Consider the following 24,344-nt stretch of genomic DNA (forward strand, 5'->3'; position numbering starts at 1 on the left):
TTTGCTCTCTGATCCAGTTTGCAATGACGCGGTTTCTTTCCGGCAGAAATCAGAATCAGAGCATAACCGTGCGAGGCAGGGAGATGAAATGCCACGATCGCCTGCTGGCTTTGCTGCTGCTGGCCGGTTTTCAGATGCTGGCGGCGCAAACCCGCGAAGCCTGCCTGGAATGTCATGCCGACCCCGGGTTGACCACAGAGCGCGGCGGCCGCCAGGTTTCGCTGCATGTGGATGTCCGCGTGCTGGACAAGTCTCCCCACAGGGAAGTGGAGTGCATCTCCTGTCATGTCGATGCCGCGGTGGAGGAGTTCCCGCATCCGGAGCAACTCACCCCGGTCAACTGCGCCACCTGCCACGATGAAGCGCAGCTCGAATTCGACGCCAGCATTCACGGCCAGGCGTTCAACCGCAAGGCACCTTATGCGCCGACCTGTACCACCTGCCACGGCACGCACAATATTCTCGCGGCCAGCCTGCCGGAATCCCCTGTCTTCAAAATGAACATTCCCTACCTGTGCGGCAAGTGTCATCGCGAAGGCGCACCGGTGGCCAATGTCTACAACATCTCCGAGCACAACATTCTGGAAAACTACAGCGAGAGCATTCATGGCGAGGGCATGTTCAAGAAGGGACTGATGGTCTCCGCCACCTGCACCGATTGCCACGGCCGGCACATGATCCTGCCGCATACCGTGCCGAAATCCACCATCTCGCTGCACAACGTGGCGAAAACCTGCATGCAATGCCACAGCCGCATCGAGCAGGTGCATCAAAAGGTCATTCGCGGGGAGTTGTGGGAAAAACGGCCGGGCGCGATTCCGGCATGCACCGACTGCCACCAGCCCCACCGCCTGCGGCGCGGCGCCCTGGTGCTCACGGTCGAAGACCGGGCCTGCCTGAAGTGTCATGAACAGGACAACCTGCAGGGTGTCGTCGACGGCAGGGTGCAATCGCTGTTCGTCAACACAAGCGAGCTGGAAAATTCCTCGCACAAAACCATTCCCTGCGTCAAGTGCCATTCCGATGTCGATCCGCAGTTGGCGCGGCCGTGCGCGACGGCGGGCCGGGTGGATTGCTCCAATTGCCACGCCAAAATGGCCGAAGAATATTTTCAAAGCGGCCATGGCCGGGCCTATTTCGAAAAGAAGTATGACGCGCCCTCCTGCACCACCTGTCATGGCAGTGGTCACGTCACCAAATCCCGCCTGGATGAAACTTCGCCCACCTACCGCAGCGCGATCCCCACTCTGTGCGGCGACTGTCACAAGCAGGGGGGCAAGGCGGAGAAGGTGCCGGGGCTTGCCGAGATCAACGTGCTGTACGACTATTCTTTCAGCGTGCACGGCAGGGGTCTGACCGAAAAGGGCCTGCTGCCGGTCGCCATTTGCACCGACTGCCACAGTGCGCATTATGTTTTGAAACACACCGACGAACGCTCCACCATTCACCCGCGCAACATTCCGGCAACCTGTGCCACCTGCCATCGCGGCATTTACAAGGAGTTCATCAAGAGTGTGCACTATGACGCCGGCAACCGCAGCGAGCACAAGCTGCCCACCTGCATCGACTGCCACTCCGCGCACGGCATCGCCCAGGTCGAGCAGGATGCCTTCATGACCGAAGTCACGCAGCAATGCGGCTCCTGCCACCAGGAGCTGGCCCGGACCTATTTCGAGACCATGCATGGCAAGGCCTATCGCCTGGGTTATTTGAAGGCGGCGCGCTGTTCGGACTGTCACGGCGCGCATGCCATCCTGAGCGTGAACGATCCCAATTCCACCGTTGGTCTCACCAACGTGGTCAACACCTGCCGCCAATGCCACGCCGATGCCAACCGCCGTTTCACCGGCTACCTGACGCATGCCACGCACCACGACAAAGTCAAATACCCGATTCTTTTTTACAGCTACTGGGGCATGACCGCGCTGCTGATCTCGGTATTCGGTTTTTTCGGGGTGCATACCCTGCTCTGGCTGCCGCGTTCCTTCAAGGCCTACAGGGAGAGAACGCAGCGCAAGGAGCCGCAGGGCAGGTACTTCATTCAGCGTTTCACCCCGGCGCAGCGCCTCACCCATCTGCTGGTCATCGTCAGCTTTCTGTCGCTCGCACTCACCGGCATGATGCTGAAGTTTTCCAGCATGCCCTGGGCCGGCTTCCTCGCGGACCTGCTCGGCGGGGTCCCCGTGGCCGGCAAGATTCACCGGCTGGCCGCGCTCATCACCTTCGGCTGCTTCTTTTATCATCTCTACATGCTCCTCCAAAAGAAACGCCGTGAGCGCAAAACGCTGCGGGCCTTCGTCTTCGATCCCAAGTCGCTCTGGTTCAACCGGCAGGACTGGCGGGATTTCGTCGCCACCATGAAATGGTTCCTGGGACGGGGCGAACGGCCGGCCTACGGGCGCTGGACATATTGGGAGAAGTTCGATTATCTGGCGGTGTTTTGGGGCGTTGCCATCATTGGCACTTCGGGCTTGATGCTGTGGTTCCCCGAATTTTTCACCAAGTTCCTGCCGGGCTGGCTGATCAACGTCGCCACCATCATTCACAGCGATGAAGCCCTGTTGGCGGTCGGCTTCATCTTCACCGTGCACTTCTTCAACACGCATTTGCGCCCGGAAGCCTTCCCGATGGACAAGGTGATCTTCACCGGTGTCACGCCGCTGGAAGAGTACAAAGCCCTGCGGCCGCGCGAATATGAGGAGCTCAAGGCCAGCGGCGAATTGCGCAAAGTGCTGGTCACCAAAACCCTCTCCCCGCGCCGGGAGCAAGTCCTGCAGCTCTTCGGCTTTCTGTTCCTCGGCCTTGGCCTGCTGTTGGTGGGATTGATCATCTATTCCGTGCTGTTCGGGTATAAATAGTGTCTGTCCGAAAACGTTCCCACCCCGGCGGAGCCGGGTTGTTTCGCTGCGTGCATGCCGGCAAAACCGCGGTGCGGGAAGCTTGTTTCCTGCCGGCAGGAAGGGTGTGTGCCGCAGGGTATCGGCGTTCCCCCCGCTGGCAGCGCGGCAGAAGACAGAAGTTCCGCGGCATGACGATTCCACACAGATTCACATCCCAAATCATCGGAGGCGACGATGTCGGATTTCTTTTCGCGGCTCAGCCGGCGCTCCTTTCTCGATTACTTGCTCGGTGGCGGGTTGGCGGCCTTGGCTGGTGCTGTTCTTTTTCCGGTATTGAAATATATCATGCCACCGGCGATTCCGCAGGCGGTGCAAAATGATGTGGTGGCCGGCAAGGTCGGCGAGCTGGCGCCCAACTCCGGCAAGGTTTTCCGCTTCGGCAACAAACCCGGCCTGTTGGTGCGCACGCCCGCGGGCGATTATCGCGCGTTCTCGGCGGTGTGCACCCATCTGCAATGCACCGTGCAGTATCGCGATGATTTCAAGCATATCTGGTGCGCCTGCCACAACGGCCATTTTGATTTGACCGGCCGCAATATTGCGGGGCCGCCCCCCCGGCCGCTGGAGGAATATCGCGTCGAAATTCGCGGGGAAGATGTTTTCGCGATCCGGCAGTCCTGAGCCATTTTTTCGTCCGTGGAATCGCGCTGCTGGCGTGCGGTTCCGTCACCATCCAGGAGAGGGCGCATGATGTCAAGACGAGGTGTCTCTCATGTCCACGATCGTTGCAAAAAGCAGCTTCTGGCGCGAGCGTTTTCCAGTTGATGCTGTCGTGCATTTTTTCGCCAGGAAGACGGTGCCGCTGCACCGCCATACGATTTGGTATTATCTCGGCGGCATGACACTGTTCTTCTTTCTCATCCAGGTCGGCACCGGTGTGTTGCTGCTGCTCTACTATCGTCCCACCGCCGAAGCCGCATTCGAGAGCGTGCAATTCATCATGACCAAGGTGCAGTTCGGCTGGCTGATTCGTTCGCTGCACAGTTGGTCGGCGAATCTGATGGTGGCGGCGGCCATGATTCACATGTTCAGCGTGTTTTTCCTGAAAGCCTACCGCAAGCCGCGCGAGATCACCTGGGTCTCCGGCGTGCTGCTGTTCTTCCTTGCCCTGGCTTTTGGTTTCACCGGCTATTTGTTGCCGTGGAATACGCTGGCCTACTTTGCCACCAGAGTCGGCACCGAGATCGTCTCCGTTGTGCCGGTCATCGGCCACGAGCTGCTGTTGTTCCTGCGCGGCGGCGAGGACGTCACCGGTGCGACGCTGACACGCTTGTTTGGTTTTCACGTCGCGGTGCTGCCCATGCTCACCACCACGCTGCTGGTTTTGCACCTGCTGCTGGTGCAAGTGCAGGGCATGAGCGTGCCGCCCGGTGAGGAAGCCCGGGCCGTCCAACGCAAACCCATGCCGTTTTTCCCTTATTTCCTGATGCGGGATCTCGTCGGCTGGCTGGTGGCGCTCGGTATGTTGGCCGCGCTGGCCGCGCTTTTTCCCTGGGAGCTGGGCGAGAAAGCCGATCCCTTTGCGCCGGCGCCGCCCGGAATAAAACCGGAATGGTATTTTCTCTTCATGTTTCAGACCTTGAAGTACGTTCCTGCGAAAATACTCTTCCTGGATGGCGAGGTGCTGGGTATCCTGGCATTCGGACTGGTCGGCGTGTTTTGGCTGTTGGTGCCGTTTCTGGACCGCCATCCGGAGGCAGGAGGCCGGACGCGTTGGTTCACGGTATTCGGCTGGCTGGCGCTGGCTTTCATCGTTGTCATGTCGCTGCTTGCCTATGTTGTGCCCCAGACGTTTTGACCCCCCGCATCTCACTTGCACGAACACGAGAGGCGAAGCCGCCATGAAAAAAATATTTTTCCCGCTGCTTCTGGGACTCAGTCTGGCTCATGCCCAAACGCCGCCGGAAAGCAGTTGTCTCATTTGCCACCGGCAGCTCGAGGCCGAACTCCTGGCACCGGTCACGGCATGGGCGAATGACATTCATGCCGGCAGCGGCCTGGGTTGTGAGAGCTGTCACGGTGGCAACCCCAGCCCTGCAGTGGCCGACGACCCGGAAGCCGCGATGAGTCGCGCGGCCGGTTACCGCGGCAAGCCCGCCCGCACGAGCATTCCCCGGTTGTGCGCCTCCTGTCACAGTGATCCGGCCGTTATCAAAAAATACAACCCGGCGTTGCCGACCGATCAATTGGCCAGTTATCGCACCAGCCGTCATGGCGAGCTGCTGTTCCAGAAGGGCGATGACAAGGTCGCGGTGTGCAGTGACTGCCATGGCTCGCACGGCATTCTGGCGGCGGGCGACTCACGTTCGCCGGTCTATCCCTTGAATGTGCCCGCCACCTGCGGGCGCTGCCACGCCGATGCTGGCTACATGGCTGGCTATGGCATCGGGGTGGGGCAAGTCGCAGACTACGAGGCGAGCGTGCATGGTGAGGCCTTGCTGCGCAAACGTGATACAGCCGCGCCGGCCTGCAATGACTGTCATGGCAATCACGGCGCCATTCCGCCCGAAGTGAAAAACATCTCGCACGTGTGTGGGCGCTGTCATTTCAACAACGCCGGTCTGTTTGCCAGGAGCCCGCATGCGCAGCCCTTTGAAGAAATGGGACTGGCGCAGTGTGAGACCTGCCACGGCAATCACAACATCACCGCGCCCACGGATGCCCGTCTCGATCCCACGGGCAGCGAATTTGCCTGTGGCAGTTGCCACGAGCCGGAAAGCGCCGGCTGGAAAAATGGCGCCGAAATGTTTGCGATTTTGCACGCGATGAAAAGTAAAATCGCGACCGCGGACAGCCTGGTGCGCCGAGCGGAGCGCGCCGGCATGGAAGTGAGCGAGGCCAAATTCATCATTTCCGCCGCGAATGATGAACTCATCAAGGCCCGCACCCAGGTGCACACTTTTCGATCCGCGCTGCTGCAGGAGAGATCGAAGACGGGAGTTGATCTGGCGAATCAGGCGGTCGGGCTGGGCCGCGCCGCCCTGCAGGAGTTACAGTATCGCCGCCAGGGGCTGGCGGTTTCCATGGTCATCATTTTCGCCGTGGCCGCCGCACTGTATGCGAAAATTCGACGCAAAGACCGGGAGTGGCAGCAATCACAGGAGCGTGGCTGAGCTTTGTTCGCCTGATCCGTGCGCGGCACTGTCGCCGTGGCCCCGGTGCAACCCTCGGTGTCATGATCCAGCACAAAAATCCTCCCGCGAAAGCGAAGTCCCACGGAAAACGTCGTTTTGCGGGAGAAAAACGTGACATCTTCGGCAAGCGGGCGATCTCATGGAGGGTTGCATGGCGGAGCGCAAGGTCTCAGTGTTGTGTGCCCACTCAAAAAGTAACTCTGAACGAGTCAACCGCCACGACTCATGCTGATTGGAATCGTGTGCGCGTCTCAGCGTGCGATGGCACCCTCCTCCACGCCAGGTGGCGAGCCTGTCGGGGCCGGGCGGGAGGTGGGCTTGTTCCCTGCGCTTTTCTTGAGTTGGCATTGCAGCGCTGACGAATAACGCCGTATCGTTCGAAACCCTTTGACCATTCTCCGGAGAAAAGTGGTATGGAAAACACGATCGCGAACTCGCGCAAGCTTCCCGGTTCGTTTTACAATCTCATCAGTATTGCGGGCGCGGCCATTGCGGGCTTCAGCTTCGTCGCCATTTTGTTTCTTTTTATCGTCGATTTTTTCCTGCAAACCTCGACGCCCTACCTCGGCATCATCAATTATCTGGTTTTCCCCGTATTTTTGATTTTGGGATTGCTGCTGGTGCCAATCGGCATGTGGCGCGAGCATCGCCGGCGTGCCAGCTCCCATGCCCTGCCGAGCCTGCCGCGGATCGATCTCAACCTTCCCCACCACCGCCGCATGTTCCTGCTCTCGGTGTCGGTGACCAGCCTCTTTCTCCTGTTGACCGGGGTGGGCAGCTATCAAGCCTACGAGTTTACCGAGTCCACCCAGTTTTGCGGCACCATCTGCCACACGGTGATGGAGCCGGAATACACCGCCTACCAGGACTCACCCCATGCGCGCGTCACGTGCACCGGCTGTCACGTCGGCCCGGGTGCCGGCTGGTATGTGCAATCGAAGCTCTCCGGCCTGTATCAAGTGTACTCCGTGGCTTTCAACAAATACCCGCGGCCGATTCCAACGCCGATCACCAACCTGCGGCCGGCGCGCGAGACCTGCGAGCAATGCCACTGGCCGCAGGCCTTTTTTGGATCCAAGCAAAGCGAGCGCGTGCACTTCATGAAGGACGAGGCCAACACGCGCTGGACCTACAACCTGCTCATCAAGATCGGCGGCGGCAGCCCGGAGCTCGGGCACACTTCCGGCATTCACTGGCACATGAACATCGCCAACAAGATTGAATACCTGCCCGCCGATGAATCCCGCGAAGTGATTCCCTGGGTGCGTGCGACCAACGCCAAAGGCGAGGTGACGGTGTACACCTCCGATCCCGGTCTGCTGGACGCCGCCGCCATTGACGAGAGCAAGCTGCGGGTGATGGATTGCATCGATTGCCACAACCGCCCCACGCACATCTTCAAATCGCCCAACATTGCGGTGAACGCCGCGCTGAATTACGGCCGGCTTGACCCAACGCTGCCGATGATCAAAGCCGCCGCCGTGGACGCACTGCTGCCGGAATATCCCAGCATGGAAGCGGCACTGGCTGCAATCGATTCTTCGCTGCATGCCTTTTATGAGCAAAACTATCCGGAAGTGGCGGCAACGAAGGCCGCGCAAATCAACGCCGCGGTGGCAAGCGTGCAAAGTATCTACGCCAGGAACAATTTCCCCAGGATGAAGGCGGGCTGGCGCAACTATCCGGATCACATCGGCCACTATCTCAGCCCCGGCTGCCATCGCTGCCACGACGGGTTGCACAAAAGCGCCGAGGGCAAGACCATCACGCGGGATTGCAACGCCTGTCATCTCATCATCGCCCAGGGCGACGGCAAAACTGTTCAGGAAAGCAACCTGAACGGGCTGGAATTCCGCCATCCGGTTGATATCGGCGACGCCTGGACGGAGACCAGTTGTCATGAATGCCACGGCCTCGCCGCCGGCATGTAGCGTGTGGCTCCGATGGACTGAACGGTGGTTGCCGTTACCGAAGCAGCCCTGGTGGTGCGCGAGCACGGCCGGGGCTTTTGTTTTCGCAAGAAAAAGAAAAAACGTCCCCCAAATTCTCAAAAATGAAAAAATCCAATCTTCAGATCGTCGGCTGGAGGGGAAGCGCTATTGTTTTACTGCAACTAAAGCCGGCCAGTCTTCAGCCGGGAAGTGCAGCATGCTTTTTGCAAAATGTTGTTACCATCTCTTGCAGCTTTGCTGCCCCCCTGGTTCAGGAGAAAAGGGTGGTGTGGCCAGCAGGGCGTCACGCATTCGACTGTGAGGTGTCAGCCTTGTGTTTGGAAACAGCAGTCGTCGCACAAGTGATCGGGCCTCGGCTCATGGTTTGGTCGCGAATCGCGAATGATTGTCATGTGAATGCTATGCACTTGTGCGACGCTGCAGCTTGACGGCCGGGCAGGAGGGTAGTTCACCGGGGAATGTGCACCGGCCGGGGCGAGATACGTGTTGCCGCACCTTTTTCCACCTTCACTGAACCAAGGGAGGTTCCTATGCCGGATTGCAATGCCACGATTTGGCAGACGATGCAGGCCAAGGGATACACCCGCCGTGAGTTCCTGAGGTTTTGCAGCTTCGCTGCCGGGCTGGCCGGGATCGAAGCCACCGGCCTGGCGCGCGTCGTTCACGCCTTCGAGAAAAAACCGAGACCTGCAGTCGTCTGGCTTCACTTTCAGGAGTGCACCTGCTGCAGCGAATCCTTCATCCGTTCCTCCCACCCGCTGGTTGCTGACATCGTGCTCGACAAACTCTCGCTGGACTACACCGAGACCCTGCAGGCCGCCGCCGGCCATCAGGCGGAAAAGTGTTTGCACGACACCATCACCAATTATGCCGGCCAATACATTCTGCTGGTCGAGGGCTCGGTGCCGATGAAGGATGACGGCGTCTACTGCATGATCGGCGGCCGCGCGGCGGAAGACATCCTGCTGGAATGCGCCAAAGAGGCCGCGGCGGTCATCGCCTGGGGCAGTTGTGCCTCCAACGGCTGCATCCAGGGTGCCAAACCCAATCCCACCAATGCCACGCCGATTCACAAAATCATCAGCAAACCCGTGATCAACGTGCCCGGCTGCCCGCCGATCGCCGATGTCATGACCGGCGTGGTGACGCATCTTCTGGTTTACGGCCGCGCACCCGCGCTCGACGGCCAGGGCCGGCCCAGGGAGTTTTACGGCCGCCGCGTGCATGATACCTGCTACCGCCGGCCGTACTATGATGCCGGTTTGTTCGTGGAAAGGTGGGACGATGAAAAAGCCCGCAAGGGCTACTGTCTCTACAAAATGGGATGCCGCGGCCCGGTGACCTACAATGCCTGCTCCGTCACCCGCTGGAACAACGGCGTGAGCTATCCCATTCAATCCGGGCACGGCTGCATTGGCTGCAGTGAGAACGGCTTTTGGGATAATGGGCCGTTCTACCGCCACCTGGCCAGCTTCCCGGGCTTCGGCATCGAGAGCACGGCCGACACCATTGGCACGGTGGTGGGCGTGGCTGCCGCCGCGGGCGTCACGGCACATGCCATCGTGACCAACATCCGCAAACGCCAGCTCATCAGTGAGCACATGGAGGAATCGGTGACTGACCGCAAGGCGAAGGGAGGTGAGCGCTAATGGCACGCATTGTTGTTGACCCAATCACCCGCATCGAAGGGCATTTGCGCATCGAAGCCGTGGTGGAGAACGGTCGCATCGCCGAGGCCTACAGCTCCGGCACGATGGTGCGCGGCTTCGAGAAAATTTTGAAAGGCCGCGATCCGCGCGACGCCTGGGCCTTCACCGAACGCGCCTGCGGCGTGTGCACCACCGTGCATGCCCTCGCCAGCGTGCGCACCGTGGAAGATGCGCTCGGCATCACCGTTCCCAAAAACGCCGAGCTGATTCGCAATCTGATGTGCGGCGCGCAATATGTGCAGGATCATGTCGTGCATTTCTATCATCTCCATGCGCTGGACTGGGTGGATGTCGTGAGCGCGCTGTCCGCCGATCCCGCCGCCACCGCGAAGCTGGCGCAAAGCCTTTCCCCGTGGCCGAAAAGCTCGCCGGGTTACTTCGCCGACCTGCAAAAACGCCTGCAAACGTTTGTGGCCAGCGGCCAGCTCGGCATTTTCGCCAACGGCTATTGGGGCCATCCCCAGTACAAACTCCCGCCGGAGGTCAACCTGATGGCCGTGGCACACTACCTCGAAGCGCTGGAATGGCAGAAGGAAATCGTCAAGGTGCACACCATCTTCGGCGGCAAAAACCCGCATCCCAACTATCTCGTCGGCGGCGTGCCCTGTTCGATCAATCTCGATGAAGTCAATGCCATCAACACCGAGCGCTTGAATCATGTCGCCAAACTCATTGCCGATGCCATCGTCTTCGTCGAACAAGTTTATCTGCCCGATCTGCTGGCGATTGCCGGTTTTTACAAAGACTGGGCGGCCATTGGCGGCGGCTTGACCAACTATCTCGCCTACGGCGAGTTTCCCACGCGCAGCTACAACCAGCCCGACTCCTTCAAATTTCCACGCGGTGCCATCCTCAACCGCAATTTGAACGAAGTGCACGAGGTGAATGGCCGGGACAGGGAGGAGATCAAGGAGTACATTTCGCATTCGTGGTACAGTTACAACAACGGCGACGGCGCGGGTTTGCATCCCTGGGACGGCGAGACAGAATTCAACTTCACCGGCCCCAAGCCGCCGTTCCAGCAGCTCAATGTCGAGGGCAAGTATTCCTGGCTGAAAACGCCGCGCTGGAAAGATCATGCCATGGAAGTCGGACCACTCGCGCGCCTGCTGGTCGCCTATGCCAAAGGCGTGACCGAGGTGCGGGAGATCGTCAACGACACGTTGCACCGGCTCGCGGTGCCGGTCACCGCGCTGTTCTCCACGCTCGGACGCACCGCGGCACGCGGCCTGGAAACCAGGCTGGTTGTGCACTGGATGCAGGAGTTCTATGACGAACTGGTGGCCAATGTCAAAGCCGGTGAGACCCGCACCTTCACCGACGAGAAATGGGATCCCGCGACCTGGCCGGAAACCTGTGAAGGGGTGGGCATGAGTGAAGCGCCGCGCGGTGCTCTGGCACACTGGATTCGCATCAAGGACAAGAAGATCGACAATTATCAACTGGTGGTGCCCAGCACCTGGAATGCCTCCCCCAAGGATCATCGTGGACAGCGCTCGGCATATGAGGAATCGCTGCTCGGCACGCCGGTGGCCAATGTCGACCAGCCGGTGGAGATTCTCCGCACGATTCATTCCTTCGATCCGTGCATCGCGTGCGCCGTGCATCTCTATGATCCCGCCGGCCGGCAGGTTCACCGGGTGAAATTTTATTGAGGAGGCGGCCATGGCAACGACCTCAACCGGGGTGGCTTATCGCCGCGTCTACGTCTGGCAGCTCCCGGTGCGTTTCTATCACTGGCTCAATGCCCTGTGCGTTGCGGTGTTGATCGTCACCGGCTATCTGATCGGCAACCCGCTGGCCATTTCCTATTCCACCGAGGCCTACCAGCAGTATTGGTTCGGCACGGTGCGCTTCGTGCATTTCGTCGCCGCTTTCATCTTCTTTTTCAACTTCATGGTGCGCATCTACTGGGGCTTCGTTGGCAACCAATACGCGCGCTGGGAGAATTTCATCCCGTTCCGCAAGGCGCAATGGCGGGAGATCCTCGAAGTGCTGAAGGTGGATGTGCTGCAGGCGAAGATCAAGGGCCTGATCTCCATCGGCCACAACGCGCTTGCCGGCGTCACCTACTTTCTGTCGTTTCTCGCGTTTCTGTTTCAGTCACTCACCGGTTTTGCGCTGTATTCCAGCATGAGTGACTCGTTCTTTCCGCGGCTGTTTGCCTGGATTGTGCCGTTGATGGGGGGCGACTTTGCGGTGAGGCAGTGGCATCACCTGTTCCTGTGGTTTTTCGTGGTGTTCATCATCGTTCACATGTATCTGGTGTTCTACCACGATTACATCGAGGGCCGCGGCACCACTTCCTCGATGGTGGGAGGATGGAAGTTTGAGCGGGAGGACGTGTTCCGTGAACAATAACCAGTTGTCAGTGGTCAGTTTTCCGTGTGACAACACTGACTGATTCCTGAAAACCCGGATAAAGCAGATGCCGGCATTCAACCACGCGAGTGCGCCGAAGGTACTGATTCTCGGCATCGGCAACGTGCTGCTGGGCGATGAGGGCATTGGCGTGCATGTGGTGCAGCATCTGCAAAACATGCCGCTGCCGGAGGGCGTGGCATGTTTGGACGGTGGCACCGGCAGTTTCAACCTGCTCGAGCCGATGCAACAAGCCGGGAAAGTGATTCTGATCGACGCCATCATGGATGGCGCGCCGGCGGGGACGGTACGCCGCCACCGTCCCCGCTTTTCCCAAGACTATCCGCGCACGCTCACGGCGCACGACATTGGACTGAAAGATTTGTTGGATGCGTTTTATCTGCTCGGCAATCCGCCGGAAGTGATTTTGTATGCCGTGTCCATTTCGGCATTGCAGGGGGTGGGGACGGAGCTGTCACCGGAGCTGGCGACGGTCATACCGCAAGTGGCGCAGCTAGTCCTTGCCGAGAGTGCGTCTTGAAAGCAGCGGCTTGTAGGGCATCCCGGCACCGCTTCACGCCCCGCTGCCATACTCGCGTCATCAGCAAAACAAGGAAACCCTGATGCACGAACTTTCGATTGCCACCGCCATTGTTGAAACCGTTTTGCAGGAAATGCAGCGCCGGCAACTGCCGGCCGTGTCGGCCGTCGGCGTGCGCGTGGGTGCGCTGAGCGGCGTGGTCCCGGATGCGTTGGAATTCAGCTTCCAGGCCATCATCAACGGCACGCCGCTGGCCGGTGCCCGGTTGGCGATCGAACAGGTGCCGCTGCAGGGCAAATGCCGGAATTGCGGTTTGGATTTTTCAGTGCAGGAGTTTATTTTCGCCTGCCCTGACTGCCATTCGGGGCAAATCGAAATCACCCGGGGGGAGGAGTTGGAGATTGCGTATTTGGAAGTGAGTTCATAGTTGCGCCTTCAGGCACAGTTGCGTCATGAACGCTTTGTCCCGGCAAGGACGACTGCGAACCGTTTTCAATTCAATCGACAAGAGCATGACTGAAAAAATCGCCGTTGAGAAAAAGGTCCTCTCTGAAAATGACAAGCTCGCCGCCGAGGTTCGCAGCCAGTTGATGCGACACGGCGTGGTGGCGCTCAATCTGGTCAGCTCCCCCGGCTCGGGCAAGACCAGTCTGCTGGAAAGGACGCTGGCGGAGTTAAATCAGGAACTGCGCCTGGGTTTGATTGCCGGTGATGTGCAGACGGAGAATGATGCCGACCGTTTGAAACGTGCCGGCGGCAGGCTGGTGCAGCCGATAGTGACCGGCGGTTTGTGCCATCTCGATGCCAAAATGATCACGCGCGTGCTGCCGCAATTCGATCTGGCGCAGCTCGATCTGCTGTTCATTGAGAATGTCGGCAACCTGGTTTGTCCGTCGAGTTATGATCTCGGGGAGGACATGAAAGTCGTGCTCATCAGCACCACCGAGGGCGATGACAAACCGCTGAAGTATCCCGCCATGTTTCGACGGGCCAAAGTGATGGTGATCAACAAAATCGATCTGCTCGGCACCTCCGATTTCGACCTCGAGCGGGCCAAGGCGAATGCCCGTCGCATCAATGCCGATCTCGAGATTTTTGAGGTCTCCTGTCGCACCGGCGCCGGCCTGCGCGCCTGGTTTGACTGGCTGCGCGGGCTGGTGCACGGCCCGGCGCGCGCAGTGCCACCGACCATGGGAGCATAACTTGCTGCGTCGCGAACGCATTCACATTTCCGGCATCGTGCAGGGTGTTGGTTTCCGCCCCTTTGTTTACCGCCTGGCCCAGCAGTGCGGTCTGGGCGGTTTTGTGAGCAACAACACCGAAGGTGTGCTGATCGAGGCCGAGGGTGCGGCTGCCGCGCTGCAGGAATTTCGTGCCCGCCTGGCACGGGAGGCGCCGCCCGCCGCGCGCATCGTCCGGCTCGAGGTGGCGGAAATAGCCCCGGCCGGCGAAGTCGATTTCAAAATCGTTGCCAGCCGGCGTGACCGTCCGGCGCAGGCCTTCATCTCCCCCGATCTCGCGCTCTGCGCCGATTGCCGCGCGGAACTGTTCGATCCGCAAAACCGCCGCTTTCATTACCCTTTCATCAATTGCACCAATTGCGGGCCGCGCTACACCATCGTGCGTGGCATTCCCTATGACCGGCCCAACACCTCGATGAGCGTGTTTGCGATGTGTGCTGCCTGTGCGGCGGAGTATCACGATCCCGCCAACCGCCGCTTTCACGCGCAGCCCAATGCCTGCCCGCAATGCGGGCCGCGCCTGTGGCTGTGTGACCGCCACGGCACGCGGCTGGCGGAGGCCGGGGCGCTGGCACAGGCGGTCGTGCAATTGCAGCAGGGCGCCATCGTTGCCATTCGCGGCTTGGGCGGCTTTCACCTCGCGGTGGATGCCCGCAATGAATCCGCGGTGCAGGCGCTGCGGCGGCGCAAGGGCCGCGCTGAAAAACCGTTTGCGATGATGGCGCGCGACCTGGCCACCCTCGAAAAATTTTGTTTCGTTTCGCCGCTGGAACAGGCCATGTTGCAGCAACCCACCCGGCCCATCGTTCTGCTGCGGCGTCGTGACTGCAACCAGCTTGCCGCCGCGGTGGCGCCACACCAGAAATATTTCGGCTTCATGCTGCCCTACACCCCGCTGCATGAGTTGTTGCTGCACGACCACTTCGAGGCGCTGGTGATGACCAGCGGCAATTTCAGCGAGGAGCCGATTGCCATCTCCAATGAGGAGGCGCTCGCGCGCCTGGCGGCGCTGGCGGATTTCTTTCTGCTGCACGATCGCGAGATTCTGCAGCGCTGCGACGATTCCATTGTGCGCTGTGCCGCCGGCCGGCCGCGACTGCTCCGCCGCGCGCGCGGCCACGTCCCCCAGCCGGTGTTCCTGCCACGCGCGACACGGCGCCGTGTGCTGGCGTGTGGCGGAGAATTGAAAAACACCATTGCCCTCTCGCGCGGCAATGCGGTTTTTCTCAGCCAGCACATTGGCGATCTCGACAATCCCGCGGCGTTTGCTTTTTTTGAAAACAGCATCGCACATCTGCAGCGCATCCTCGAGATCGTTCCGGAGTTGATCGCGTATGATTTGCATCCGGAGTATCTCTCCACCAAGTGGGCGGTGCAGCAGGAGCATCTGCCGCGCGTCGGAGTGCAGCATCATCATGCACATCTCGCAGCGGTGATGGCCGACAACGGCGTGACGGAAAAAACCATTGGGCTGATTCTGGACGGCACCGGCTATGGCAGCGATGGCACGATCTGGGGCGGGGAGGTGCTCATCGGCGATGCGGCCGCCTGCCAGCGCTTTGCTTATTTGCAGCCGGTTGTCATGCCGGGCGGCACGGCCGCGATCCGGCAGCCCTGGCGCATGGCGTTGAGCTATTTGGCGGCGACTTTCGGCAGCAACCTCGGGCAGTTGTCGCTGCCTTTTTTGCAGCAGCTGCGCGGGGAGGCCGTGCAGGTGGTGCTGCAGATGATCGACAAAAACATCAACTCGCCGCTCACCTCCAGTTGCGGCCGGCTGTTCGACGGTGTGGCGGCGCTGCTCGGGCTGCGTCAGGAGGTGAATTATGAAGCCCAGGCCGCCATCGAACTGGAAATGCTGGCGGACGAAGGGCAGCAGGATTTTTATTCTGACGCGGTGCGTTCCGCCGGCGCCGGCGCGCTTCCCCTCACGCCGGTGGTCGCCGCCGTGGTGGAGGAATTGCAAAACCATGTGCCGCGTGAAAAAATCGCGGCGCGCTTTCATCATACGATGGCCGAATTGTTCGTGCGCGCGGCCTGCGCCGCACGGGAGCTGACGGGTATCGCGCGCGTCGGCCTGAGCGGCGGCGTGTATCAAAACACTCTCTTTTTTCACCGCATGACAGCGCGGCTGCAGGCGGAAGGCTTCGAGGTTTTGAGCCATCAGCAAGTGCCCACCAATGACGGCGGCCTGGCGCTCGGGCAGGTTGTGATTGCCGACGCGCTGGCCGGTCAAAATTGAACAGGGAGTCTGCCCTATGTGTCTGGCCATCCCCGGAAAGGTCATCGCCATCTACGAGCAGAACGGCCTGAAAATGGGCCGCCTGGATTACGCCGGCACGGTGAACACCGCCTGCCTGGAATACGTGCCGGATGTCCAAATTGGACAATATGCACTGGTGCATGCCGGATTTGCGATCAGCGTGCTCGATGAAGAGGAAGCGCGCAAAACCTATGCGGTGTGGGATGAGCTGGTGCGGGCCGCGGCGGAGGAGGGCACCGACATCTTCGGCATGCCGTTCGAAAAATCGCCGCCAGGCTGAGTCCGCCACCAAGCCTTTCCTGCAGCGACACGGGAGGTTGACAACGCGCCTTCGGGCAACGCCGGGCGGGGTGCACGTTTTTGCTGACGTGGGTTGCCTTGCGCTTGCGACAGGGCTTTCAAAACAAACAAGAGGCCGGGCATGAAATATCTCGAAGAATACCGCAAACCCGAAATCGTGCGGCATTTGGTGCAGGAGATCCGCGCAATCACCACACGGCCGTGGATGATCATGGAGGTGTGCGGCGGCCAGACGCATTCCATCCTCAAAAACGGCATCGATCAAATTCTGCCCAAAGAGATCGAGCTGGTGCACGGCCCCGGCTGCCCGGTGTGCGTGACCCCGCTGGAACAGATCGACAAGGCGCTGGCCATCGCCCGCCGGCCCGAAGTGATTTTCACCTCCTTTGGCGACATGCTGCGCGTGCCGGGCTCGCGCGAGGATTTGTTCATGGTGAAATCCGCGGGCGGTGATGTGCGCGTGGTTTATTCGCCGCTCGATGCCGTCCAGCTTGCCCGCGAGAATCCCCACCGGCATGTGGTCTTCTTCGCGGTGGGCTTCGAGACCACGGCGCCCAACAATGCCATGGCGGTCTGGCAGGCGCATCGCGAAGGTCTGCGCAATTTTTCGATTTTGGTTTCGCATGTGCTGGTGCCGCCGGCGATGAAAGCCCTGCTGTCGTCACCCCGCAACCGCGTGCAGGGTTATCTCGCCGCCGGGCACGTCTGCACGGTGATGGGGTGGGAGGAATACGAGCCGATTGCGGCGCAGTATCATGTGCCCATCGTGGTGACCGGTTTCGAGCCGGTGGACATTCTCGAAGGCGTCCTGATGACGGTGCGGCAACTGGAACGCGGGGAGGCGCGCGTGGAAAACCAGTACTCGCGCGTGGTGCGCCGCGAGGGCAACCGGCCGGCGCAGGAGTTGATTCGCAAAGTCTTTGAAATCGCCCCGCGCAAATGGCGCGGCATCGGCGAGATCCCGGCGAGCGGCCTGCGGCTGCGGCCGGAGTTTCGCGCCTACGATGCCGAGGTCATCTTCGATCTCGGCGAGCTGCAGGTCGAAGAACCGGCCATTTGCATCAGCGGTCTGGTGTTGCAAGGCTTGAAGAAGCCCGACGAATGCCCCGCCTTCGGCCGGCAATGTACACCGCAAACGCCGCTGGGCGCCACCATGGTATCCTCTGAGGGCGCCTGCGCGGCGTACTTTGCCTATCACCGCCAGAGAGCGGAAGAAGTGCGGGAGGGCGCAGAAGCGGGAAAGGCAGCAGACGCATGAAGCGGAGCCACTGGCATGAGTGAGTTCAATCTGCAATGCCCATTGCCGATCTCGCAGCACGACACCATCCAGCTTGGTCACGGCAGCGGCGGCAAGATGATGAATGATCTGATCGCCAGGCTGTTCTTGTGGGCCTTCGAAAATCCCTACTTGAACAAGCGCGATGACCAGGCCGTGGTCGAGATCAACGGTGTGCGGCTGGCGGTCAGCACGGATTCTTTCGTTGTCGATCCGATTTTTTTTCCGGGTGGCGATATCGGCGAGCTGGCGGTTTATGGCACGGTGAACGACGTGTGCATGAGCGGCGGCCGGCCGCTGTTTCTTGCGGCCAGTGTGATATTGGAGGAAGGTTTTCCCCTGGCAGATCTGCGCCGGGTGGTCGAGTCCATGGCCGCCGCCGCCCGCCGCACCGGCGTGATGATCGTGACCGGCGACACCAAAGTCGTCAACAAGGGCAAGGGCGACAAGATTTTCATCAACACCACCGGCATCGGCGTGGTCGAGCATCCCTGGCAGATTTCCGCCGGCCTAATCCGGCCCGGGGATCTCGTGCTGCTCAGCGGCAGCCTGGGTGATCATGGCATTGCCATCCTTTCGCGGCGGGAAGGGCTGGCTTTCGAAACGCCGGTGACAAGCGATACGGCGCCACTGCATGAACTGGTGGCGGCGGTGGTGCAGGCCGGCGGCGAGGCGGTGCATGCGCTGCGTGATCCGACGCGTGGCGGGCTGGCTGCCACGTTGAACGAGTTTGCCGCGACCGCACAGGTGGGCATTCGCATTCGTGAAGATCGTATTCCTCTAAAACCCGCGGTCGCCGGTGCTTGTGAGATTTTGGGATTGGATCCGCTTTACGTCGCCAATGAAGGCAAGCTGGTGGCGGTGGTTGCCGCGGCCCGTGCACAAGAAGTGTTGCGTGTCATGCGGGCGCACCCGCTTGGCCGGGAAGCGGCTCTCATCGGCGAAGTGGTCGCCGACCGCCCCGGCCTGGTCACGATGCAAACCCGGTTGGGTAGCTGGCGCATGGTCGATATGCTGGTGGGCGAACAATTACCGCGGATTTGTTGAACACCTGAATTTTGCCTGCGGGCTTGTTGTAGCCCGGAAGAGATGGCGTGTTCACAAAACTCCACCAGTTGGTCCGCTCGCAGTCAGGCAAGACTTTTTCGAATGGGGCGCGGCCCGGACTGCGACATTCGCCCGTTTGCCGAAGGCGTCACGGCTTCTCTCCCACGAAAATGGACCGCCACAAAATGGCTTTTTCCGTGGGATTTCTGCTTTCGTGGGCGGATGGTTTGGGCTTGATCCTGACCCTGAGGGTTGCATCACGGTTGTGCTGCCTGAATTTTGCATGCTGGCTTGCTGTTGTCTGGAAGAAGTGGCGTGGGTGAAGTGGACCCCTGCCGGAGTTGACCGCACGTTGGCCGGCAAAATTTTTGATGCCCCACCCTTTGGGTGGTTGGATGTTGCGATCTAACCGGCGTTTCCCGCCGAGGGGATCAAGCCGGGTGCAAAATTTAATTTTGGGAACGATTCCCGCCCGCCAGGCTTTTGAACCGCCAGGGCGCCACGAATGCAAGGCAGTGCCAGTCCGGTGTTCTTCCCGGCTTCGTGGGTGACAGGTTTGGTCGCGGCAGGACAGCCGCGTCCTGCGCACCGAACCCGGCAGGCAAAACGCCTCGGGCGGTTTCGCCATGCATCAATTTCAAACACAGGAGTCCTGCATGTCCGCCCCTTCATCGCTGTGGGTTTTGTTGACGTCGACGGTGACGATTGCGATTGTACATGCCCTGGCGCCGGATCATTGGGTGCCGTTTGTGAGCATCGGTCGCGCGCAGAAATGGTCGCCGGCCAAATTGTTTTGGGTCACTTTGCTGGCCGGGATGGGGCACGTGGGTTCTTCCATTCTCATCGGCGTGGCTGGCCTGCTCCTGGGTTTCAGCCTGGTATCTCTCGAAGGCATCGAATCGCAGCGCGGAGAAGTGGCGGGTCTGTTGCTGATCGGTTTTGGCCTGGCTTACGCGGTCTGGGGATTCAAACGCGCCCGGCATCGCCATCATCATGAAGTCGATCCGCAGAAATCACTCACGCTCTGGACGCTGTTTGCCATTTTTGTGCTTGGTCCGTGTGAGCCGCTGATTCCGCTCATGTTTGCGGGCGCCGCGCTGGACTGGAGCGCGGTGATCACGGTCACAACCGTCTTTGGTTTGATCACCCTGGCGATGATGACCGGGCAGACGCTGCTCGCCTATTTCGGCACCGGTCTGACACGCATGCCATCGCTGGAACATTACGGCCACGCCATTGCCGGACTGGTTATCGCGTTCACTGGCGGCATGGTGATGTTTTTCGGCATCTGAAGAAGTTTGATCCCCGGCAAAATCCTGCCGCAAAACAGCAGACAAGGAAAAGTCCTCACACGCAACCAGACCCCACGGTATGCGAATCATTTCGTGGGACAGGAAATTTTCGAGGAAGAAAAGCTTGAGGGAAAACGGGCTTTGGCCGCTTTCGCAAGCCCGTTTTTAAAGGGCAGATCATAGGCAAGATTTGCAGAATTGAGAATTTTTGCAGGAAGAATTTGCAATCTTGAAAACGGCTCGGTCCCGGCAGCATGGCTGTAACGGTGAAACTTTCATGTTTACAACGCTGACAACCGCAGAAAGTCTGGCATCAGCCTTGCAGATAAAAAAAATGACTGCGCTGGGTGCTGGTCAATTGATTGGATGGTCTGTTATTGATGAGACGAGACGCAGAGCCTGGCGCAGTGAAACAAGGCCCGCAAACCAGGCCAATGGCGATGATGGCAGTGCGCTTGAGCTTTGGCTTGTTTGGGGTCACCCGCCATCGCTGGAAGTAAGCCAGCGAGAAGTACTTCCCCAAGCTTGTGCAGATGAGACCAGCACCTTCAGAGAACCCATCGTGCTGAGCAAGCACGGGCGGCTTATCGGTCGAATCCTGAGGCGTCAATTCTGCATGAGCGCCCTCCTGTTGATGGTGGCTGGGATGAGTCCTCATCCCAGCCTTTTTATTCGTGGTGCAAGATTCGGCTCCCCCGTTTGCCCTGATGAGCTGCATTCAGGCTGTCGCCGGCCCACAGAGAGTGGGGGAGAAGTCTTCGCAAAACCGGCGTGCGGAAGGCACGGCTGCACACTTTGTGTGGAAGTTGCGTGAACAGAATGCTTGGTCCATTTTCGAGCTGACTGGCCATTTTCGTGGGAGGGAAGCCGTGCTGCTTTTAGCAAACAGGCAAATTTCGAAACCGCTCGCCATTCGAAAAAAGTCTTGCTTGACATGGAATAACTGTCGACGCTTTGTGAACACGCCATTTCTTCCGGGCAACAGCCCGCCAGCATGCAAAATTCAGGTAAAAGGCGTTGTTAATCGGGGCTCTCGCATATTCGGGAAAATTTTCCTCACCTTTCCCAAGATTGAAAAATGCATCCCTTGCTTCTTAGTTCTTGTCAGCTAAAAATTAATGAGTTATGCCATCGGTTGGATCGCGATTGGAAGAATCTTGCGGGCACAGGTCTTGCGAGTTTCGAGTTGCAAACTTGTCAACAAGCGTGACCAACCTTCTCTTTTGTGGAAAGGAGGTGCATGCCTCTCCCACACATTTCCCGCACCACAGTTGTGGTTCCTGGTTTCCAGTTGCAGGTGTAGTGAGATGTTTTGACTGGAGGTGGTTATGAGAAGAGTGCTAAAGATTGGCGCCGAATTCTCAGTTGTCCTGATGGTGCTGGCCCGGCTTGCCTTTGCCCAGGCGCCGACTGCCACCATCAAGGTCGAAGGTTACAGTCCACAGGAGATTCACGATCTGGGGTGGACCTCGCCGCGTTCGACCGGCCTTCCGGTAGTCGGAGTGGGGCAGGTGGTTTACTTGCTGGGTAACGCCGGGGCAACCTCGTGGGCGTGGACGTTGAAGTCCAAGCCGGCAGGCTCTGTCGCCACGCTCGACAGCACCAACAAACGGCAGACTACATTCAAACCGGATGTGGTGGGGAAGTTTACGATCGAGCTGGTGATCACGACAGCCGCCGGCACAAGTGCGCCTGCCAGTGTGACCATTACTTCCGCCAAGTTTGTCGGCGTTGGCGGCATGGATGGCCTGCCGCGGGAGTTCCCGCAGTGTGCTCTTTGCCACAGCGGCAATTTCGATGCCTGGAGCAAGACCGGCCATGCGACGTTTTTCTCCCAGGCGATTGACGGCAAGGAGAGCAGCCACTATCGCGAATCCTGCATCGAGTGCCACACTGTCGGTTATGACACCGCCCTTGCTGCCGTCAACGATGGTTTTGATGATGTCGCGCGGGAGTTGGGCTGGGTTTTTCCGGCGGTGCTGCAGCCGGGCAATTGGGAGGCGATGAAGACGAATTATCCCAAACTGGCGGCGCGCGCCAACATTCAGTGTGAAAGCTGCCACGGCCCAGGCAGCGAACACAAGGGCGACAAGACCGCAATCGCCATGAGCCTGGATGAGGCCGCGTGTGGCTATTGCCATGATGAAGAGCCGTACCATCGCATCAGCCAGCAATGGAAAAACTCGGTGCACGGCATTCTCAATCCGACCTTTGAAAGTGTTGCCAACCGGCCGGCCTCTTCCGGCTGTGCCAAGTGCCATTCCGGCTGGGGTTTCATTCGCCGCATCGATCCCAAAAGCCCTGATACGCGGCCGGAGAACGGCTTCTCGCAGATAAGCTGTGCGGTGTGCCACGACCCGCACCGCTCGGAAAGTCTGCCACACATGGTGCGCAGCTTGAATGACGTGCAACTCGGCGACACCACCACTGTGGTCAAGTACGGCGGCATGGGCAAAGTCTGTATGCAGTGCCATATCAGCCGGCGGGATGCGGAAGACTATGTGAACAACCCGGCCAACCTCGGCATTTATTTCGGCCCGCATTACAGCAACCAGGCTGACATGATCGATGGCTCGAACGCGATCGAGTACGGCATTCCGATCGGCAGCTCGGGCCACAAGTTCGCGATCGCCGATGCCTGCGTCACCTGCCATATGGCGGAAACCCCGGCGGCGGGACAACCCGGGCATGACAAAATCGGCGGCCATACCTTTGCCATGGAAGCCGATGGCGTCCAAAATGTGGCCGTCTGCCAGCAGTGCCATGGCCCGATCAAGTCTTTCGATGACATCATGGCCAAAGCCGACTACGACGAAGACGGCACCATCGAAAGCACGCGCCATGAGATTGAAGGCCTGCTGCACAAGCTGGATGAGTTGTTGCCGCCCAATTCGACCACCGCGGAAGTCAATGCCAACTACAAGTGGGAGGCCAGCATGACGCCGGCCGAAATTCAGCGGCGCCAGATGTTGACCAAAGCCTGGTACAACTTCCGCTTCGTCGAGGAAGATCGCAGCATGGGTGTGCACAACGCCGGCTACGCCATTGCCCTGTTGCGGCGTTCGATTGCCACGCTCACCAGCGGTGATATCGGCGCCGGCAAGATCCTCTCGATCAAGGATATTCCGCAGGATCAGGGCAAGCAGGTGCGCGTCTCCTGGTCGAAATTTGCCGCGGATGCACCCGCCGCCACCAATGCGGTGACGAGCTACTCGGTGTGGCGCCGTGTTGATGACCCGGGCAATGCGCTCGGTGTAAAAGTCGGTTCCAGGCAGGAGATGCTCGCTGCGGCTTCGACGGCAAAGCCGGGCAGCCGCTTCACCGTCAACCAATTCGGCACCTGGGATTTTGTGGCGTGGCTGCCGGCCACCGGCTACGAGATGTACAGTGTGGTGGCACCGACTTTGTATGACAGCACGGCCGCGGGCATGCACTGGTCGGTGTTTTTTGTTTCCGGCCAGGCGCGCAATGTGGTCTATGAAACCGCGCCCGACAGTGGCTATTCCGTGGACAACCTGGCGCCCTTCGCGCCCGGTAATGTCACGGCCAGCGTGGTGGACCGCAAGGTGAGTCTGAGCTGGGACGATCCCGTTGACGCCGACTTTCAGTATTTCGCGATCTATCGCAGCACCATCCCCGGCTTTGATCCGAAAGGCACCACACCGATCAAGACACTGACCGGCACCACCTATCTCGATAGCGAGGTCACTGCCGGCCAGAATTACTACTATCGTCTCTCCGCCTTCGACTTCTCCGGCAATGAGAGTGCGTTCTCCGCGGAGTTGCCGGTCTCAATCACCGGCGTCGACGATCACAGCGGTGTTCCGACGGTGTTTGCCCTGCAGCAGAATTATCCCAACCCGTTCAACCCCGAAACCTCGATCCAGTATCACCTGCCGACACCCGGCCACGTGCGTCTGGTGATTTACTCCTCGCTCGGCCAGCAGGTGCGGCGCCTGGTGGATCGCTTCCAGCCGGCGGCGTATCACGTCGTCGTGTGGGACGGCCGGGATGACGCCGGGAATCTGCTGCCTTCCGGTGTCTACTTCTATCGCATCACCGCCGGCAACTTCACGGCGATGAAGAAGATGGTCATGATGAAATAGGGTCAGTTGACCTGATCGGAAGCACGCTTGTCGGCCAACTGATCGCCGGCAAGGGCACCATGCCCGGGAAGTGCTGTGCCGCCGGTCAGTCGTTGTTTGATTCAGTGGCTGCGTTCTTGTGGCAAACAAGGACGCAGCTATTCTTTTGTGGGGGGTGTGCTGTTTAACGGCACGCGGGCGGCGGCTGGCCGATGAGATGCTTGCTTTCAGCGGGAAAATTCGCTA

The 24,344-nt window shown here is 59.8% G+C and carries 17 protein-coding genes; all 17 read left to right on the forward strand.

What is annotated here, in order from left to right; genetic code table 11:
• Positions 1-83 precede the first annotated feature (83 nt).
• Positions 84-2,858, forward strand: a complete 2,775-nt coding sequence (locus ONB52_01750) for a cytochrome c3 family protein (GenBank protein MDZ7414863.1) — start codon at positions 84-86, stop codon at positions 2,856-2,858.
• A gap of 216 nt (positions 2,859-3,074) precedes the next feature.
• A complete protein-coding gene (locus ONB52_01755) occupies positions 3,075-3,521 on the forward strand; it encodes a Rieske (2Fe-2S) protein (GenBank protein MDZ7414864.1) in 447 nt (148 codons plus the stop codon).
• A 91-nt stretch (positions 3,522-3,612) separates the two neighbouring features.
• Positions 3,613-4,698 carry a cytochrome bc complex cytochrome b subunit gene (locus ONB52_01760; protein ID MDZ7414865.1) on the forward strand — a complete coding sequence of 362 codons (1,086 nt, stop codon included), beginning with the start codon at positions 3,613-3,615 and terminating at the stop codon, positions 4,696-4,698.
• A gap of 43 nt (positions 4,699-4,741) precedes the next feature.
• Positions 4,742-6,013, forward strand: coding sequence for a cytochrome c3 family protein (locus ONB52_01765; GenBank protein ID MDZ7414866.1), 1,272 nt, complete (start codon positions 4,742-4,744; stop codon positions 6,011-6,013).
• Between the two features lie 434 nt (positions 6,014-6,447).
• Positions 6,448-7,965, forward strand: a complete 1,518-nt coding sequence (locus ONB52_01770) for a NapC/NirT family cytochrome c (GenBank protein ID MDZ7414867.1) — start codon at positions 6,448-6,450, stop codon at positions 7,963-7,965.
• Between the two features lie 551 nt (positions 7,966-8,516).
• The gene (locus ONB52_01775; protein ID MDZ7414868.1) at positions 8,517-9,635 is read left to right on the forward strand and encodes a hydrogenase small subunit; all 1,119 of its coding nucleotides are present in this window, start codon (positions 8,517-8,519) and stop codon (positions 9,633-9,635) included.
• The gene (locus ONB52_01780) at positions 9,635-11,350 is read left to right on the forward strand and encodes a nickel-dependent hydrogenase large subunit (GenBank protein MDZ7414869.1); all 1,716 of its coding nucleotides are present in this window, start codon (positions 9,635-9,637) and stop codon (positions 11,348-11,350) included. Before ONB52_01775 ends, ONB52_01780 begins: the two co-directional genes overlap by 1 nt.
• Positions 11,351-11,360: 10 nt before the next feature.
• Positions 11,361-12,056: a Ni/Fe-hydrogenase, b-type cytochrome subunit gene (gene cybH, locus ONB52_01785; protein ID MDZ7414870.1), complete on the forward strand. Its 696-nt coding sequence runs from the start codon at positions 11,361-11,363 to the stop codon at positions 12,054-12,056.
• A 67-nt stretch (positions 12,057-12,123) separates the two neighbouring features.
• Entirely contained in the window at positions 12,124-12,597 is a 474-nt protein-coding gene (locus ONB52_01790; protein MDZ7414871.1) for a HyaD/HybD family hydrogenase maturation endopeptidase, read from the forward strand.
• An 82-nt stretch (positions 12,598-12,679) separates the two neighbouring features.
• Positions 12,680-13,024, forward strand: a complete 345-nt coding sequence (gene hypA, locus ONB52_01795; protein ID MDZ7414872.1) for a hydrogenase maturation nickel metallochaperone HypA — start codon at positions 12,680-12,682, stop codon at positions 13,022-13,024.
• An 85-nt stretch (positions 13,025-13,109) separates the two neighbouring features.
• A complete protein-coding gene (gene hypB / locus ONB52_01800) occupies positions 13,110-13,799 on the forward strand; it encodes a hydrogenase nickel incorporation protein HypB (protein MDZ7414873.1) in 690 nt (229 codons plus the stop codon).
• 1 nt (position 13,800) lies between these two features.
• Complete coding sequence (gene hypF, locus ONB52_01805; GenBank protein ID MDZ7414874.1) at positions 13,801-16,077, forward strand: carbamoyltransferase HypF; 2,277 nt, start codon at positions 13,801-13,803, stop codon at positions 16,075-16,077.
• 16 nt (positions 16,078-16,093) lie between these two features.
• A complete protein-coding gene (locus ONB52_01810; protein MDZ7414875.1) occupies positions 16,094-16,378 on the forward strand; it encodes a HypC/HybG/HupF family hydrogenase formation chaperone in 285 nt (94 codons plus the stop codon).
• Between the two features lie 141 nt (positions 16,379-16,519).
• Positions 16,520-17,656, forward strand: a complete 1,137-nt coding sequence (gene hypD / locus ONB52_01815; GenBank protein MDZ7414876.1) for a hydrogenase formation protein HypD — start codon at positions 16,520-16,522, stop codon at positions 17,654-17,656.
• A 15-nt stretch (positions 17,657-17,671) separates the two neighbouring features.
• Positions 17,672-18,721, forward strand: coding sequence for a hydrogenase expression/formation protein HypE (hypE, locus tag ONB52_01820; protein ID MDZ7414877.1), 1,050 nt, complete (start codon positions 17,672-17,674; stop codon positions 18,719-18,721).
• 656 nt (positions 18,722-19,377) lie between these two features.
• A complete protein-coding gene (locus ONB52_01825) occupies positions 19,378-20,013 on the forward strand; it encodes a hypothetical protein (GenBank protein MDZ7414878.1) in 636 nt (211 codons plus the stop codon).
• A gap of 1,328 nt (positions 20,014-21,341) precedes the next feature.
• The gene (locus ONB52_01830; GenBank protein ID MDZ7414879.1) at positions 21,342-24,119 is read left to right on the forward strand and encodes a T9SS type A sorting domain-containing protein; all 2,778 of its coding nucleotides are present in this window, start codon (positions 21,342-21,344) and stop codon (positions 24,117-24,119) included.
• The last annotated feature ends 225 nt before the right edge of the window (positions 24,120-24,344 follow it).

It is taken from the genome of candidate division KSB1 bacterium, from assembly GCA_034506255.1.
GTDB classification, from domain to species: domain Bacteria; phylum Zhuqueibacterota; class Zhuqueibacteria; order Zhuqueibacterales; family Zhuqueibacteraceae; genus Coneutiohabitans; species Coneutiohabitans thermophilus.

What these genes read in the sequence shown, in the direction of transcription:
- hypB (MDZ7414873.1), top strand. Translation starts at nt 13,110, where the DNA reads ATGACTGAAAAAATCGCCGTTGAGAAAAAGGTCCTCTCTGAAAATGAC.
- ONB52_01775 (MDZ7414868.1), top strand. Translation starts at nt 8,517, where the DNA reads ATGCCGGATTGCAATGCCACGATTTGGCAGACGATGCAGGCCAAGGGA.
- ONB52_01810 (MDZ7414875.1), top strand. Translation starts at nt 16,094, where the DNA reads ATGTGTCTGGCCATCCCCGGAAAGGTCATCGCCATCTACGAGCAGAAC.
- ONB52_01750 (MDZ7414863.1), top strand. Translation starts at nt 84, where the DNA reads ATGAAATGCCACGATCGCCTGCTGGCTTTGCTGCTGCTGGCCGGTTTT.
- ONB52_01765 (MDZ7414866.1), top strand. Translation starts at nt 4,742, where the DNA reads ATGAAAAAAATATTTTTCCCGCTGCTTCTGGGACTCAGTCTGGCTCAT.
- hypE (MDZ7414877.1), top strand. Translation starts at nt 17,672, where the DNA reads ATGAGTGAGTTCAATCTGCAATGCCCATTGCCGATCTCGCAGCACGAC.
- ONB52_01790 (MDZ7414871.1), top strand. Translation starts at nt 12,124, where the DNA reads ATGCCGGCATTCAACCACGCGAGTGCGCCGAAGGTACTGATTCTCGGC.
- ONB52_01755 (MDZ7414864.1), top strand. Translation starts at nt 3,075, where the DNA reads ATGTCGGATTTCTTTTCGCGGCTCAGCCGGCGCTCCTTTCTCGATTAC.
- ONB52_01760 (MDZ7414865.1), top strand. Translation starts at nt 3,613, where the DNA reads ATGTCCACGATCGTTGCAAAAAGCAGCTTCTGGCGCGAGCGTTTTCCA.
- hypA (MDZ7414872.1), top strand. Translation starts at nt 12,680, where the DNA reads ATGCACGAACTTTCGATTGCCACCGCCATTGTTGAAACCGTTTTGCAG.
- ONB52_01770 (MDZ7414867.1), top strand. Translation starts at nt 6,448, where the DNA reads ATGGAAAACACGATCGCGAACTCGCGCAAGCTTCCCGGTTCGTTTTAC.
- ONB52_01780 (MDZ7414869.1), top strand. Translation starts at nt 9,635, where the DNA reads ATGGCACGCATTGTTGTTGACCCAATCACCCGCATCGAAGGGCATTTG.
- hypD (MDZ7414876.1), top strand. Translation starts at nt 16,520, where the DNA reads ATGAAATATCTCGAAGAATACCGCAAACCCGAAATCGTGCGGCATTTG.
- ONB52_01830 (MDZ7414879.1), top strand. Translation starts at nt 21,342, where the DNA reads ATGAGAAGAGTGCTAAAGATTGGCGCCGAATTCTCAGTTGTCCTGATG.
- cybH (MDZ7414870.1), top strand. Translation starts at nt 11,361, where the DNA reads ATGGCAACGACCTCAACCGGGGTGGCTTATCGCCGCGTCTACGTCTGG.
- ONB52_01825 (MDZ7414878.1), top strand. Translation starts at nt 19,378, where the DNA reads ATGTCCGCCCCTTCATCGCTGTGGGTTTTGTTGACGTCGACGGTGACG.